Source organism: Sphingosinicella sp. SM1-17 (assembly GCF_056821765.1).
On the sequence record NZ_JBPDIO010000001.1, the window covers coordinates 1,853,244 to 1,867,402 of the forward strand.

A 14,159-nucleotide genomic window follows, 5' to 3' on the forward strand; every position below is an offset into this window, starting at 1 on the left:
GACAGGCGCCGCGCCGCCTAGTCCGGGGGCATGGCCGTTTTCCCGGAAGATCCCGCCTCGCTGGCGCTCGAGCTCGCCGCCGTCGGCCGGGAAGTGACTTTGAAGGCGTTCGCCGGCGCGCTGGCCTTCGACAACAAGATGGAGGGCGGGTTCGATCCCGTCACCCAGGCGGATCGCGAGTGCGAGGCGGCGCTTCGGCGCTTCATCGAGGCGCGTTTTCCCGACCATGGCATTTCCGGGGAGGAAATGGCGGCGCGCGCGGGCACGTCGCGCTGGTCCTGGTCGATCGATCCGATCGACGGCACCCGAGCCTTCATCTGCGGCCTTCCGGTCTGGTCGACCCTGATCGCCCTTCTGGAGGAGGGGCGGCCGGTGCTGGGGATCATCGACATTCCGCGGCTCGACGAGCTTTATGTCGGCCAGGGCGACTTCGCCCGCCTCAACGGCCGACCGATCCGGACGAGCGCGTGCCGATCGCTCGGCGAAGCGCGGCTTTCCACCACCGATCCCTATCTGTTCAAGGGCGGTGAGGCGGACCGGTTCGAACGGATCCGATCCAAGGTTCGCCTCGCCCGCTACGGGCTCGACGCCTATGCCTATGCGCTGCTGGCGGCGGGCCGGATCGACCTGGTCGTCGAAAGCGGGCTGAAGCCGCACGATTATCATGCGCTGATTCCGGTCGTTCGCTCGGCCGGCGGGACGATCGGCGACTGGACCGGCGGCGAGGATTTTTCCGACGGAGCGGTGGTCGCGGCGGCCAGCCGCGAGCTCTACGAAGCGGCGGTCGAGGCGCTGCGCTAGGCGGCTCGGCCGCGGAGCACCCGCACCACCTCCGCCCAGCCGAAGCCGCGCGCCTCCATCAGCACGGCGAGATGGTAGAGCAGATCCGCCACTTCCTCGGCGCAGCCGGCCTCGTCGCGGCTCACGGCGGCCAGCGCCACTTCCACCCCTTCCTCCCCGACCTTCTGGGCGATGCGCGGCACGCCCTGGCTAAGGAGCCGGGCGGTATAGCTGGAAGGATCGCCCGTCGCCCTTCGTTCGGCGACGGTGCGCGAAAGCTCGGCAAGCCAGCCCGCCCCCTGCGCTTCGCCGCCGAAGCAGCTGGCGGTCCCGAGATGGCAGGTCGGCCTCTGCGGATCGGCCCGGACGAGCAGGGCATCGCCGTCGCAGTCCGGATGGACGGAGACGACGTGGAGCCGGTTGCCGCTGGTTTCGCCTTTCTGCCAGAGCCGCCCCCGGGAGCGGCTGAAGAAGGTCGCAAGGCCGGTGCGCAAGGTCGCTTCCAGCGCTTCGCGGTTCATGTAGCCGAGCATCAGGACCTCGCCCGACAGGCGGTCCTGGACGATGGCCGGGAGCAGCCCGTCCATCTTCGCCCAGTCGAGCCCGCCAAGATCGGCCTCGGTCAGCGGCGCATTTCGATCCCGCATCGGACGAGATACTCCTTGAGATCGGGGATGGCAATGAGCCGGTCGTGGAAAACGGTGGCGGCAAGCGCTCCGCTCGCGCCGCATCGGAAGGCCGCGAGGAAATGTTCGGGCGCGCCGGCGCCGCCGGAAGCGATGACGGGGACGGTGACCGCCTCGATCACGGCGCGGACATGGGCGATGTCGTAGCCGCTTCGGACGCCGTCGCGGCTCATGCAGTTGAGCACGATCTCGCCCGCGCCGCGATCGCTCGCCTCGCGGACCCAGTCGAGCGTCCGGCGGCCGGAATCGCGGCTCGCCTCCGGCGATCCGGTATATTGCTTCACCCGATAGCCGGCTTCGTCCTCCAGGCTGTCGACGCCAAGCACGACGCACTGGCTCCCGAAATCGCGGGCAAGCTCGGAAATCAGCTCCGGCCGCTCGAGCGCCGGCGAGTTGATCGAAATCTTGTCGGCGCCGGCATCGAGGCAGGCGGCGGCCTGGTCGCGGGTTCGGACGCCGCCGGCGACCGCGAAGGGAATGTCGATCACCCGGGCGATCCGGCGCACCCATTCGGGATCGAGGCTCCGCCCCTCCGCGCTGGCGCCGATATCGTAGAAGACGAGCTCGTCGGCGCCTTGCTCGCGATAGCGAAGGGCATGTTCGACGATGTCGCCGACGTCGCGATGGTCGCGGAAGCGGATGCCCTTGACGACCCGACCGTCCTTGACGTCGAGGCAGGGGATGATCCTACGCGCAGGCACGGATCGCCTCCGCAAGATCGATCCGGCCTTCCCACAGGGCCTTGCCGACGATGACGCCCGCCGTCCGAAGGCGGCGAAGATCGTCCAGCGAGGCGATCCCGCCCGAGGCCTGGATGGCAAAACCGGGAAGCCTTCGACCCGCTTCCTCCAGAAGCGCGAAATTGGGGCCGGCCAGCATTCCGTCGCGGCCGATGTCGGTGAGCAGCAGGTGCCGCGCCTCGGGCAGGCGGGCGATGGCGTCCCACGGGCTCGTGCCGCTATCCTCGGTCCAGCCGGCGACGGCGACCAGGGGCGTTTCGCCGCTCAGTCGGACGTCCATCGACAGAGTGATCCGTTCCGCCCCGAATTCGCGGAGCAAGGCGCACACAAGATTCGGATCCCGGACGGCGAGGCTTCCGATCACCACCCGCGCCGCGCCGGAATCGAGCAGCCGGGCGACCTGGTCGCGGGTCCGGAAGCCGCCGGCGACCTGAAGCTTGACGGCCGAGCCGGCGGCGAGCCTTGCCAGCAGATCGTGCTGGACCGGACTGCCGGCGCGAGCGCCGTCGAGATCGACGACATGGGCCCATCGGGCGCCGGCCTCGGCGAAGCGCTCGAGCGCCCCGGCGGGATCGGCCGAATAAGAGGTGCGCGCGTCGAAGCGGCCCTGGACGAGGCGAACGACCTCGCCGCCCATCAGGTCGATGGCGGGATAAAGGATCATGACTGGAGAAAGGCCTTCAGGAAGCGGGCCCCGGCCTCGCCCGAGCGTTCGGGGTGGAATTGGGCGCCCAGCCAGTTGCCGCGCCTCACCACCGCGGGGATTTCGCGGCCATAGACCGTGCTCGCCACTGTTTCCGGGACGGGATCGCCGGCGAAGCTGTGCGCGAAATAGACATAATCGTCCTGGCGAAGGCCGAGACCGTCGCTGGACAGATCGAGCCGGCTCCAGCCCATGTGCGGCACCGGTCGGTCGGGTGCGGGCGACAGTTTTCGAACGCTGCCGGCGATGATTCCGAGACAGGCCGTATCCTCTTCGTCCGACCGGTCGAACAGAAGCTGCATCCCGAGGCAGATTCCGAGCACCGGCTGCTTCAGGCCCCGAAGCGGCGCCTCCAGCCCAAGCGCGCGGATCTGCGCCATCGCGAAGCCGGCGGCGCCGACTCCGGGCAGGATGATCCTGTCGGCCGATCCGATCGCCTCGGCATCGGCCGTCATCACCGGCTCCACGCCGAAGCGGCGGAAGGCCAGGGCGACCGATCCGATATTGCCGAAGCCGAGATCGAGGATGGCGAGCTTCACAGCACGCCCTTCGTGCTCGGGACGGCATTGGCCGAACCTTCGATCGCCAGCGCCTGGCGAAGGGCCCGGCCGAACGCCTTGAAGCCGGCTTCGGTCTTGTGATGGTCGTTCTCGCCGTCCACCCGGACGTGGATGGCAGCGCCGAGGCTGTCGGCGATCGAACGGAAGACGTGGCCAGTCATTTCCGTCGGATAGGCGCCGATATGGCTCGCCTCGAAGCTTCCCTCGAAGCGGCTGTAGGGCCGGCCGGAAAGGTCGATCAGCACATGAGCCTCGGCCTCGTCCATCGGCAGCGAGAAGCCGAAGCGGCCGATCCCGCGTCGGTCGCCCAAGGCCCGCGACAGAGCGGTGCCGAAGGCGATCGCGCAATCTTCCAGGCTGTGATGGGCATCGATCTCAAGATCGCCTTCGCAGGACAGGATCAGCGAGAAGCCGCCATGGGCGGCAACCTGGTCGAGCATGTGATCGAAGAAGGGAATTCCGGTGGCGATGCGCCGGGGCTCGGCGCGGTCGAGGTCGATCGCCACCGCGATCCGGGTCTCCTTCGTGTCGCGAACGGCCTCGGCGCGCCGGCCGGGCAGGGGCGCTTCGGCGACTTCGAAGGCGGCGAGCGCGGCCGAATTCTCGGCCGGTGTCCCGATTGTCAGCCGGACTCCGCCCGGCGCCGCATTGGGACGGAAGCGGGCGCGGATTCCCAGTCGGCCGAGCTTTTCAGACAATGCCTTCGGGTCCTCGACTTCGAGGAACAGGAAATTGCCGCCGCCGCTCCGGACCCGGGTGACGAGGGGCGACCGGGCGAACAGGCCGGCCAGCCTGTCCCGGTCCGCCTTGATCCGGGCGATCCGTTCTTCATGGACCGGCCGGCGCGAAGGGGCGAGCGCGGCGAGCGCGGCCTGGATCGACAGGGTCGGCAGCGGGTAGGGCGGAAGCGCCCGGGCGGCGGTGGCGGCAAGCTCCGGATCGGCGATCAGAGCACCGATGCGGGCGCCGGCAATGCCATAGGCCTTGGACAGGGTGCGAAGGACGACGAGGTTCGGCCGGCGGGCCGCCTCGGCCGACAGGCTTTGGAGTTCGGAGAATTCGATATAGGCCTCGTCGAGCACGACGAGGCTGTCCGGCAAGGCGTCGGCGACCTTGAGGATCTCGGCCGGATCGACCGGATTGCCGGTGGGATTGTTGGGCGAGCAGATGAAGGCGAGCTTCAGCGACGGCTCGCTTGCGATCGCGGCCAGGAAGGCGTCGGCGTCGAAGTCGAAGTCGGGCCCGAGCGGCGCTTCGATCACCCGCGCGCCCTGAAGCCGGGCGAAATGGGCGTAAGCGGAAAAAGTGGGCGTGCAGATCGAAACCGAGTCCAGCCCCGACCGGCAGAAGGCGCGGACGAGGAGGTCGATCGCATCGTCGGCGCCGCGGGTGACGACGAGATTGTCCGGAGCGACGCCGTAGAGCGCGGCCATGGCCTGCCGAAGCCGGGCCGGCTGCGGCTCCGGATAGCGGTTGAGCCCGGCCGCGAGCGCGCCTTCGCTGAGCGGCGGATAGGGATTTTCGTTGGCGTCGAGCTTGATCGCGTCCGGGCCGAACGCCGGGTCGGCGGCGGCGGCGAGGTCGACCGGCGGCAGGGCCAGGATTTCCGGCCGGGCGAGGCGGGTGGCCAGCGAAGTCATGCCGCAAGCGCCTGCGCCCGGGCGTCGGCGGCGCGGGCATGGGCTTCCAGCCCCTCGAGCCGGGCCAGCGCCGCAGCCGGGCCCGCGATCCGGCGGGCGGCCTCGGCCGTCACCGTCTGGACGCTGATCGCCTTGAGGAAACTGTAGACGGAGATTCCGCTCCAGCTGCGGGCGGCGCCGTCGGTCGGGAGGACATGGCTCGACCCGGCGAGATAGTCGCCGAAGGTTTCCGCCGCCCAGCCGCCGGCAAAGATGGCGCCGGCATTGCGGATCGCGGGAAGGAGCCGTTCGCAATCCTCCACCGCCAGCGACAGATGTTCGGGCGCATAGGTGTTGGCGATGTCGATCGCGGCTTCGAGGCTGTCGACGAGGATGAAGCGGGCGCTGGCCAGCGAAGCCTGCGCGACCTTCACCCGCGGCAGCGAACCGAGCCGGGCGCGAAGCTCGGCCGCGGCGGCGCCGGCGAGACTCGCCGAAGGGGTGACGAGCAGGACCTGGGCGGAAGAATCATGTTCGGCCTGGCTCAGCAGATCGGCGGCGACCATCGCGGGATCGGCGGAACCGTCGGCGATCACCATCAGCTCGCTCGGGCCGGCCGGCATGTCGATGGCCGGTCCGCCGGGGAGCGAGGCGACATAGGTCTTGGCCTCCGCGACCCAGGCATTGCCTGGTCCGCAAATCTTGTCGGTCCTGGGAATGTCGCCGGCGCCGAAGGCGAGCGCCGCCACCGCCTGGGCGCCGCCCACCGTCCACACCGTTTCGATCCCGCACAGGTCGGCGGCGAGGGCGACGAGCGGATCGAGCCCGCCCTGGGGCCGCGGCGGAGTCGCGACGACCAGTTCGCTCACTCCGGCGGCGCGGGCGGGAAGGGCGAGCATCAGCAAGGTCGAGAAGAGCGGAGTCGCCCCGCCCGGGACGTAAAGCCCGATCCGATCGAGGGCGCGCCAGATCTTGCGCACGACGAGTCCCGGCTGGGTTTCCACCCGATGTTCGGGCGGGAGACTTCCGTCGTGGAAGCGGGCGATGTTGCGGGCGGCAAGCTCGACCGCCTGCAAGGCCTCGGCGGAAAGGGCGCGGCGCGCCTGGGCGGCGATCGGCGCCACCGCCACCGCCACCGGCGCCTCGCCGTCGAGCCTCACCGCCTGTTCGCAAAGCCCGGTCCAGCCGCGCTCGCGCACATCGTCGACGATCGCTCGGACGGCGGCCTGGAGCGAGGCCTCGCTGCGCTGCGCCGGGCGGGCGAGGGCGGCGGCCCGTTCGGCCGGGCCGAGTTGGTTCCAGTTGAGGATGTTCACAGCATCATCTTTTCGATCGGGACCACCAGGATCGCCGAAGCGCCCGCGGCCTTGAGCTTCTGAAGCGTCTCCCAGAAAACGGATTCCTGGCAGACGGCATGGACGGCGAAATGGCCGGGCGAGCCGTGGAGCGGGATGATCGTCGGGCCGTCGGCGCCGGGGAGGATGGCGGTGATTTCCTCCAGCGCCTCGCCGGGGGCGTTGAGCATGATATATTTGGAATCGCGTGTCGCCAGGACGCCTTCGATCCGGCTGAGCAGCCGGGCGCCGAAATCGGCCTTGGCTTCCGGAACCGCCTTTCCGGTCCGGACCAGGACGGCTTCGCTCTGCAGCACGGTTTCGACGGCGCGAAGGCCGTTCGCTTCCAGAGTCGCCCCGGTCGAGACGAGATCGCAGACGAAAGGCGCGATTCCGAGCCGGGGGGCAAGCTCGACCGCCCCGTTCATCTTCACCACCTCCGCCTCGATCCCGCGATCGGCCAGGAAGCGGCGGACGAGATTGGGGTAGGAGGTGGCGATGCGGGCGCCGCGAAGCGTCTCCGGGCCGGAATAGTCGACGCGCTCCGGAGCGGCGATGCGGAGGCTGCAGCGACCGAAGCCGAGCCTGGCGACGACTTCCAGCCGGGCTTCGGACGCGCCGAGCGCGAATTCGCGCAGCACGTTTTCGCCGACGATCCCGAATTCGCAGACGCCGTCGCTGACGAAGGTGGGAATATCGTCGTCGCGGACGAACATCAGGTCCGCCGGGAAATTCTCCACCCGGGCGGTGAGATCGTTCTTGCCGTTCTGGATCCGCAAGCCGGCATCGCGGAGCAGGCCGCGGCTATAGTCGGACAGCCGGCCCGATTTCTGGACGGCGATGTGGAGGCGCCCTTCGTCAACCAGCATCTTTCGCCTCCAGGCCGTCAATGGCGAGGCGGTAGCCCTGATTGCGCTCCTGCTTCAGGAAGCGGGCGACACGGACGATCGTCGTCGTGCTGACGCCCGTCGCTTCGTGGATTTCGCGATAGGTGAGATCGGTGCCGTCGAGCAGCCGGGCCACGTGCCAGCGCTCGGCCAGCGTCCTGATCTCCGCCGGCGTGCACAGGTCGAGGAGCAGGCGCTCCATCGCCTCCGCCGAACGCGGAACGAGAAGGGCGCGGCACAGGTCGGCGGTGAGCTCGGGCCCGTCGCGGGAGGGAGAGATCGGGGGTGTCTGGGGAGCCATTTTGTTACAGCGTGTTAAAACGATGGAACGCATTTGGCGTTGGTGGCCGGCGCTGTCAAGGGGCCGAAAGGGGTGAAAGCATTGGGAAAATGCGGGGTGTCTGGGGCAACGTTCTACAGCCTTGGCCGGAAGGTCCGTTTTCCACCGACTGACACTGGCCGCAGCCTCTGCTCGTGAGCCAATGCGGACGTTCAGCCGAGTGTCCGCTTAGACCCATTGCGGACATTCGCACGTCCGGGCACATCCCGACGAATGGCCCTCGTAGCACGATTAAAACCCGGCGAGACACTTGGGGACCGCGTGATGAAGGTCGATCACGCGGGCGAGCACGGCGCCGTCTGCATCTATCTTGCTCAGAGGTGGTTTGCGCGGTGGCGAGCACCCGAAATGTTGCCTGAACTCGATCATTTCCTCGCGCATGAGCGGGGGCACCGTGCGCGTTTTGCGGGTGAGTTGGCCAGTCGCGGTCAGCGGCGCTGTCGAAGCTATTTTTGGTGCGGGCTCGGCGGCTTCGTGCTCGGTGCGGTGACCGGCCTTGCCGGGAGAGATGCCATCGCTGCTACCACAGTGGCGATCGAGCGTGTGGTGCTGCGGCACATGCACGAGCAGGTTGAGGAGCTAACCGCCGTGGATGAGGAAGCGGTTCAGGCTCTTCGCCAGATCATCGTCGAGGAGCAGGAGCATCACGACCTTTCCATCGCCCATCTGGCTCCTCGCGGCGTCTGGCCGAAGATCATGAACCCCCTGGTGGGTGCGTCCACACACATCGTCATCTGGCTCGGCATGCGCCTCAAGTGGGGGTGAGCGGAACCTCCGTTGTCCACCCATTGCCGACATTACGCTCGTGGCCGCAGCCACCACCAAGACAGAGCGCAAACGCAGCCTCAAAGGGCTGAAGTGGCAATGCCGTGGGTCGTCGGCACTCCGATGATCACCTTGCCCCACAGCGCCCAGTGCCGGCTCCTGCAATGACGTAGACGGGAGCGTTCTCCGCTCGCAAGCGGATCAACGCATAGGCTGTAGGAAGGCCGAACAGGATGAGGCCTCCGAGTATGAACGGGAACGTCACTGCCACCGCGAACACGCCGCGGGCGAGTGGGCTACCTCCCTCGTGGAGGGTCGGGCGCGAAAAACCTCTCGTAGAAGCAGTTCGCTACCGCTCCGATCAAAGCCGTGAGAAGCGTAGTGGTCAGCGCCCGAGTCACGAGGAGAATCGCTCGTTCGCCCGTGGTGTATGGACGCTGCTGACCGCCAGTGCTCACACTGGGGAGTCTTCCACAGCCAATGTCCGTTTTCTACCCGTTCCGGACCTAGTGAACCGACCCTGTTGGACGTGTGAGCCGCAATCGTGCGTATGCCGGAGTGAGCTGATTGAAATGATCCTTCCACTCCCCGAACCCATGCAGGGCCTCGGACGCATCTTGGAAGATCAGGGCCGAGACGCTGAACTGATAATCAAGGAGATCCAACTCAGCCGCAGTGGCCAGGTCGATAATCTGTCCTACCACCTCGACGACGTAGGTCTTTCCATTCATCCCAACCTTGAAGTTCGGGAACGACAGCGGGGGTGCAGGCATATTGTGCCCAATGACCGTCCAGCGGCCGTGATACACAAGGGCATCCGTCGTCCAGCCTTGAAGCGCCACCTCGTCCTTGCAAATCTCGGAAAGAGCGGGTCGCTCTTCGTACGCGGACCGGAAAATCGCGATGTAAGGCGTGCCGCCGTTGGCCAGCGCGCCCCGCCTCACGACTATCCCGTATTCAAGCCGACCGTCCGGCAGCGGCAACTCGAGCAAGTCGCCCTCTCTCAGGCGAACGCGCCTTCTGCTTGCTGGCTTGTTCACCGGCGCAAACCCTCGCTCTGCGTCCGTCGCAGTCGAGCAGGGTACCAGCACCCATGTCCGCTTTCCACCCATTGCGGACAGTGGTGGGATGATGCCAAACTTCCCAGCGAGGAGGAAATGTGAGGCCACTTTTCATCGGGTCGGCGATCTGGTGCGTCAGACTGGCCGCTTTTGGGTTGATCGTCGCCACCCTTTTTATTGGCCTCTTCATTGCCGGGTTCGGAATGGCCGATAACCGGTCCGCGTGGCCGCACCTACAGCTTCTCCTGGTCATGGTTGCTCTAATTGCCATGGTCTCATTCGTGGAACGGCGGGTTGAGCGGCTGCTCCGAAGACTGGGCGGCGGTTAGCTACTTGCGGAGCGTCCGCTTTCCACCCTTACCGGACATTATGAGGATCGGTAACGCAGGCCAGCACTGGCGACGAAAGCCTTGGCGTCGAATCCGCTCCATACCTCGCCCCAAGGAAAGACCTCGCTCCCCTCACCGATGTCGAACCCTGCATCGGCCATCGCACCGCGAATGAACGCGACCTCCTCATCGATTGCCTCGCGGGTCGGCCAGCCTCCCTCCTCGATGCGTGAGAAAGCTGAACGCTCCAGGACCCTTCCACCAGCCGCCAATCAAGAAAGCAGAGTGCCAAGGTGGCAGGTCGGCCGCCGAAAGTCAGACCGCCAAGATAGAGCCACTCGTAACCATTCCCGTGACTCCGTGCCCCCTTCACCCAACCAGCAATATGCGGCTCAACCTCCGCCTTCGATTGCATGGGTTCGAGCCACATGTCGCCAATTCCGATGCTGCCGGTCTGCCTGTCGATGGTGATGTGCGTTTGCATCAGGGAACCATCTACAAGTTGGACGAGCGCGGCAATGTCCGGGTTCCACCCGATTCAGCCGGTCGGCCACTGTGCGGCTGAGCGGCTGGTCCGCGGCAGAAAAGCTGACCTTCGCATCGCCGTGGTGGCTACTTCCGGCACCGACCCATTGCGGACGTTAGGCTTGCCACTCACCCGTACCTTCGCCGCACAGTCCGGTAGCCTCGCAGCGAAGGACCTGCTCCAGATCATCGCGGATCGTTTGCACCGCAGCGCAGGCTGCCGCGCCGTCCACACGAAGTGTGACGGCGGTCGTCGTATCCGAGCGGGCAATCGCGGCAAGATACTTACGCAGCTCAGATCGGGACACGACGTGACCATTCCACCGGAGGCCGCCGTGCCCCTCTAAACTTACGGTGGCGACTGGCATGTGATGCCAGAGAGGGTATCCGCCGGGAGCACTTTGTCCCGGCCTCATCCAGCCCCTCCGCGGTTCGCTACAGGCGTCCGAATAGGTCCGTTCCGCTTTAGGATCGTTGCCGGAAGGAGACGAAAAGCTGCAGCTGGTTGCGACCAGTATGGAGAGCGGTGGGAGTAACCAGCAAGGTTTCAAGGTTCCAATGGTCGCAGGAAATGCTCCTTGCCGCAATGTCCGTTTTCCACCCATCGCAGACACTCGGCCGTGGTGCGAAACATTACCGATGACTAGAAACATTGACCTCGCTTGCTTTGGCATTGCCGCTGCAAGCGCTGCTTCAATGCTGCTCTTCGATACACTCTTGCGAACCGCGTCGTTCAACTCGGCTGGGTATGTTTCCGAAGGCGAGTTTGCGGGCATCCTTATCGGTTCAGACCGCGAAGCTGCCTCTAGGGCACTGTTAAGCCGTGGCCTGCGGCGGCATGAGGGTATGCAAGGCGGACTCTGCCTGATGAGAAGTCTGGAGTGCGACTGGACCGACCGCAAAGCCCGCCGCTCCATGCTTCGATCGATAGCCGCAGAACACATCGACCCTATTGGATGCTCATGAATATCAACTTCCTCTGCTTCCCCGATTTCTCCGACGTGCAGAGACGAGAGCACTCCGCGATCCGCCGTTTCAAAGGCTCGCCGAGCAGCCGAGACTGCAGCCGGTCACCGGTGCCTATGCGCCGTTCGTCGACGCAGCCGGGCCGTTGGCGGAAAAGCGCGTGGCTTTGCTCGGAGCGCACTGAAAGGGCACGACGGGGTGGACCGCACCTCAACGGGAGACAAAGTCGAGTGAAAGATACCTCGCGCCTCATAGCTGTTACGTTCCTGCTGGCGGCGCAGGCTGCCCTTGCGCAGCCGTTGGCCCCAGCGGAGCACGCAGCGGCGACAGAGTCTCTTGCGCCAGTCCTCAGCGCCTCTGCCAGGCAGGAGGCTGCCGAGAACATCGCAGCGGCGGCCGAGACCTTGTATGTGGATCCCACGGCCGGTGCCGAGATCGCCCGTCACATTCGACAGCAGTTGCGCTCCGGTGCTTACGACCGGCACGCCGATCCGACCTCGTTTGCCGCTGCGCTGACAAATGACTTGCGATCGGTCGTGCCGGACCTCCACCTCCGAGTGGCGTACGAGCCGAACAGGAATGTCTCGACGGGTCCGACACAGACGGGCGCTTCCGTTGCAGGCGGGCGCATGATGGCGCGAATAGATCCTCGGGGCGCAAGCGAGATCGCGCGGACGAACTTCGGCTTCGATCGTGTGGAGCGCCTTGAAGGCAATGTCGGCTATCTTAAGCTGAGCCGATTGGTGCCGCCGGACCTGTCCAGGGCGACAGCTGAGGCGGCCATGGGGTTCCTGGCCAATTCCGACGCCGTCATCATCGACGTACGAGGCGTGCCCGGCGGCTCCCCGGAGCTGGTTCGTCTACTCCTCGGTCACTTCGTTCGGGAGCCTCTCAGGCTGCTGACGACCTTCGATCGCCCGAGCGGCACGACGGAAGAGATCTGGACCCCCGAGGGGCCAGCGGGGCGGTTGGCGGGCGTTCCGCTTTACGTGCTTCAGGATCGCCGCACCGCATCGGCTGCCGAGATGCTCGCCTACATCGTGCAGCGTCGAAACCTTGGTACGGTCGTTGGTGAGACAAGCAGGGGGGCAGGAAACGGCGGGAACATGATCGATGTCGGCAGCCGCCTCTCTTTCTTCCTGCCGCAACGGCGAGTGACCGACGGCCCCGGCTGGGAAGGCACCGGTGTAAGACCGGATGTGCCAAGCTCGGCCACAGATGCGCTGAATGTCGCGCATCGCGCCGCGCTGGCAACGGGTTCATCCGCTTTGGCGAACAGCGAACCCGCCGCGCGGCCATGAGCTAAGTTGAGCAAGAGGTCGACGGGTTTGTCGCTTCACGAGTAGCGACGCAGGCCTCGCATCCGCCGTCTAGAGAGCCGGGTTCACGCACCGCGTCCGCTCACCACCCATTGCGGACATTGCGGTGAGCAGCCACGGTCGCTGCGAGGGGAATCCGCATGTTCAAGAAATGGTTCGCGAAGAGGCCCAGGTTTGATGCGTCTGAACCGGCTCAAGCCGTCGAGGAGGGGCAGGAGGAAGGCAAGATCGTCGATGTCGCGTTGGAGCGGATCGGCGGTCCACCCGAACTGCAGTGGATGCTCGTCGACATTCCCGACCGAGACATACAGCGCGGCTTGGACGGGTGGAGATGGCTCGAACTCGAGGGGCTTACAACAATTGCAATTTCAGCCTTCGGAGACGTCTTCTTTCGAGCCCCGGGGGGAACCATCCAGATGCTGGACACCATCGAAGGACGCCTGAAGCGGGTAGCGGAGTGCCTCCCAGATCTGGTCGCGCAGCTGCAGGAGACGGAGGCGCGAGACGAGCTATTGCTAGGTGGTCTCGTGAACGCAGCGCGAGCGCAGGGTAACCAGTTGGAGCCAGGCGAATGCTACGACTTCGCAGTCGCGCCCGTCCTTGGTGGCGAGATGTCGCTTGAAGCGACACATAAACTTTCGTTCGTCGTGAAATTGCACATCGCTGGGCAATTGCACCAGCAGGTGAAAGATCTTCCACCGGAGCCCGGATCAGTGGCATCTCCATCGGTCGGTAGTGGCAACGTCCGCAAATCACCGATCGCTAACGTTCACCCTCTGCAGACAACACCCTGCACGAGCTGCCCTTACTCCATCGACCAGTGGTCCGCGTCCCCGACAGGTCGCTTCAGAGCTTGGGCGTGAAACAGCCGCTCGGGTTCTCTAATCAGTTCACGGGTCGGGAGCGAGTAGGGTTTGAGGCCGTCCTCGGGAGGCGCGGCCAGCCATGGCAGGCGGCGGACCAGCCCTTCGGTAACCGGATCGTCGGACGGCGCGATAGTTACCCGGCGGAGGCGGAAGCCCGGCCCAAGTGAAGCGCCGAGATCGCGCGGATCAAGGACAGCGATCGAGCGCGGATCAGCGGGGTTGCCGAATGTGGCAAGCACCGGGATCGACTTATAGCGATTGGGGTCTTGCGGATTGCCCAGATCGGCCGGTTCCTCGAGCTCCCGGAGCCGCCGTCGGTTGGCAAGCGCGTTTGCCCAGGTGACGCAGTCGAACCGAGGGCTCATTCGCTGGCCGTTGACCAGGTAGTCGACATTGGCGGGGAAGGATGGCGGACCCCGGTATCCGTAGGTGACAAGCAGCGCGTAAACAGTCCGCCCATCATTGAGATCAATGGGTATGGCCTCGCCCCTTACGCGCGCGGTGTAGGGCTGGACCGGGACGCGATCGCTGCAAGTACCGATGTAGAATGGATCATATCTCCTGCGCAGCCTGATCTCCACTACATTGCTGCCAGTGCGCACTCCAGCGGGCGTATCAAGTTCCACCGTCACGCGCATGCGGTAGTGGCTCTCGAAGGGGCTTTCGCATGCCGTTGAGG

General features: G+C 66.0%; 14 protein-coding genes. 4 read left to right on the top strand and 10 right to left on the bottom strand.

Annotated elements, in window-relative coordinates:
• Window positions 1-30: 30 nt before the first annotated feature.
• Window positions 31-801 (top strand): inositol monophosphatase family protein, encoded by a 771-nt coding sequence (locus ACRYLT_RS09215; RefSeq protein WP_482663792.1) that lies wholly within the window; start codon window positions 31-33, stop codon window positions 799-801.
• On the opposite strand, the gene hisIE is transcribed toward ACRYLT_RS09215, so the two are convergent.
• Genes hisIE through ACRYLT_RS09255 form a run of 8 tightly spaced genes read right to left on the bottom strand, consistent with a single transcriptional unit; the run spans window position 798 to window position 7,610 of the window.
• Complete coding sequence (gene hisIE / locus ACRYLT_RS09220) at window positions 798-1,427, bottom strand: bifunctional phosphoribosyl-AMP cyclohydrolase/phosphoribosyl-ATP diphosphatase HisIE (protein ID WP_482663793.1); 630 nt, start codon at window positions 1,425-1,427, stop codon at window positions 798-800. The genes ACRYLT_RS09215 and hisIE overlap by 4 nt on opposite strands.
• The gene (hisF, locus tag ACRYLT_RS09225; RefSeq protein WP_482663794.1) at window positions 1,403-2,167 is read right to left on the bottom strand and encodes an imidazole glycerol phosphate synthase subunit HisF; all 765 of its coding nucleotides are present in this window, start codon (window positions 2,165-2,167) and stop codon (window positions 1,403-1,405) included. The genes hisIE and hisF overlap by 25 nt, the downstream gene beginning before the upstream one ends.
• Window positions 2,154-2,870, bottom strand: a complete 717-nt coding sequence (locus ACRYLT_RS09230; RefSeq protein ID WP_482663795.1) for a 1-(5-phosphoribosyl)-5-[(5-phosphoribosylamino)methylideneamino]imidazole-4-carboxamide isomerase — start codon at window positions 2,868-2,870, stop codon at window positions 2,154-2,156. The genes hisF and ACRYLT_RS09230 overlap by 14 nt, the downstream gene beginning before the upstream one ends.
• Window positions 2,867-3,448 carry an imidazole glycerol phosphate synthase subunit HisH gene (gene hisH / locus ACRYLT_RS09235; RefSeq protein ID WP_482663796.1) on the bottom strand — a complete coding sequence of 194 codons (582 nt, stop codon included), beginning with the start codon at window positions 3,446-3,448 and terminating at the stop codon, window positions 2,867-2,869. Before hisH ends, ACRYLT_RS09230 begins: the two co-directional genes overlap by 4 nt.
• Window positions 3,445-5,109: a histidinol-phosphate transaminase gene (hisC, locus tag ACRYLT_RS09240; RefSeq protein ID WP_482663797.1), complete on the bottom strand. Its 1,665-nt coding sequence runs from the start codon at window positions 5,107-5,109 to the stop codon at window positions 3,445-3,447. Before hisC ends, hisH begins: the two co-directional genes overlap by 4 nt.
• On the bottom strand, window positions 5,106-6,404 hold the full coding sequence (gene hisD / locus ACRYLT_RS09245) for a histidinol dehydrogenase (protein WP_482663798.1): 1,299 nt from the start codon (window positions 6,402-6,404) through the stop codon (window positions 5,106-5,108). Before hisD ends, hisC begins: the two co-directional genes overlap by 4 nt.
• The gene (gene hisG / locus ACRYLT_RS09250) at window positions 6,401-7,291 is read right to left on the bottom strand and encodes an ATP phosphoribosyltransferase (RefSeq protein WP_482663799.1); all 891 of its coding nucleotides are present in this window, start codon (window positions 7,289-7,291) and stop codon (window positions 6,401-6,403) included. Before hisG ends, hisD begins: the two co-directional genes overlap by 4 nt.
• On the bottom strand, window positions 7,281-7,610 hold the full coding sequence (locus ACRYLT_RS09255; protein ID WP_482663800.1) for a YerC/YecD family TrpR-related protein: 330 nt from the start codon (window positions 7,608-7,610) through the stop codon (window positions 7,281-7,283). The genes hisG and ACRYLT_RS09255 overlap by 11 nt, the downstream gene beginning before the upstream one ends.
• Before the next feature lie 303 nt (window positions 7,611-7,913).
• Here ACRYLT_RS09255 and ACRYLT_RS09260 point away from each other — a divergent pair, with 303 nt between their 5' ends.
• Entirely contained in the window at window positions 7,914-8,414 is a 501-nt protein-coding gene (locus ACRYLT_RS09260) for a demethoxyubiquinone hydroxylase family protein (protein WP_482665430.1), read from the top strand.
• A 506-nt stretch (window positions 8,415-8,920) separates the two neighbouring features.
• Here ACRYLT_RS09260 and ACRYLT_RS09265 read toward each other — a convergent pair.
• Window positions 8,921-9,406 carry an Imm26 family immunity protein gene (locus tag ACRYLT_RS09265; RefSeq protein ID WP_482663801.1) on the bottom strand — a complete coding sequence of 162 codons (486 nt, stop codon included), beginning with the start codon at window positions 9,404-9,406 and terminating at the stop codon, window positions 8,921-8,923.
• A gap of 1,885 nt (window positions 9,407-11,291) precedes the next feature.
• Between ACRYLT_RS09265 and ACRYLT_RS09270 the strand changes: the two genes are divergently transcribed.
• Complete coding sequence (locus tag ACRYLT_RS09270) at window positions 11,292-12,596, top strand: S41 family peptidase (RefSeq protein WP_482663802.1); 1,305 nt, start codon at window positions 11,292-11,294, stop codon at window positions 12,594-12,596.
• 158 nt (window positions 12,597-12,754) lie between these two features.
• Window positions 12,755-13,477 (top strand): T6SS immunity protein Tdi1 domain-containing protein, encoded by a 723-nt coding sequence (locus ACRYLT_RS09275; protein WP_482663803.1) that lies wholly within the window; start codon window positions 12,755-12,757, stop codon window positions 13,475-13,477.
• Here ACRYLT_RS09275 and ACRYLT_RS09280 read toward each other — a convergent pair.
• Complete coding sequence (locus ACRYLT_RS09280) at window positions 13,420-14,118, bottom strand: hypothetical protein (protein ID WP_482663804.1); 699 nt, start codon at window positions 14,116-14,118, stop codon at window positions 13,420-13,422. The two genes, ACRYLT_RS09275 and ACRYLT_RS09280, sit on opposite strands and share 58 nt — an antisense overlap.
• Between the last annotated feature and the right edge of the window lie 41 nt (window positions 14,119-14,159).